At 34.3% G+C, this 248-nt stretch carries 2 pseudogenes; one reads left to right on the top strand and one right to left on the bottom strand.

Annotated features, from left to right (window positions below):
* A pseudogene (locus tag IDG63_RS14480) lies at positions 1 to 127 on the top strand (aminotransferase class I/II-fold pyridoxal phosphate-dependent enzyme); the annotation flags it as partial.
* On the opposite strand, the pseudogene IDG63_RS14475 reads toward IDG63_RS14480, so the two are convergent.
* Positions 122 to 248: pseudogene (locus IDG63_RS14475) on the bottom strand (biotin synthase BioB); the annotation flags it as partial. The pseudogenes IDG63_RS14480 and IDG63_RS14475 sit on opposite strands and share 6 nt — an antisense overlap.

Below are 248 nucleotides of genomic sequence, written 5' to 3'. Positions count from 1 at the left end.
GAAAGGGTTATATCGGTCGCTTAAATCGGTAGGGTATATAGATAGACAGTATATTGAAGTAGAAAATAAGAGATGTACGAACTATACATCTAATGATTATTTAGGATTAGGTCAAATAGCGTTTGATTGGATGCAAAAAATTAATCGGAATACTGTCGGCATCCATTTCTTTCAAAGCAAATGCCATATCAACAATATCTTGATTAGATTCTCCCATACCACAAATCACGCCAGAACATGGTGATATA

Origin of the sequence: Staphylococcus sp. EG-SA-14, assembly GCF_017151935.1 — a bacterium.
GTDB lineage: Bacteria > Bacillota > Bacilli > Staphylococcales > Staphylococcaceae > Staphylococcus > Staphylococcus aureus.
The sequence above is the reverse complement of the archived record's forward strand: the minus strand, read 5'-3'. Positions and strand labels throughout refer to the sequence as shown.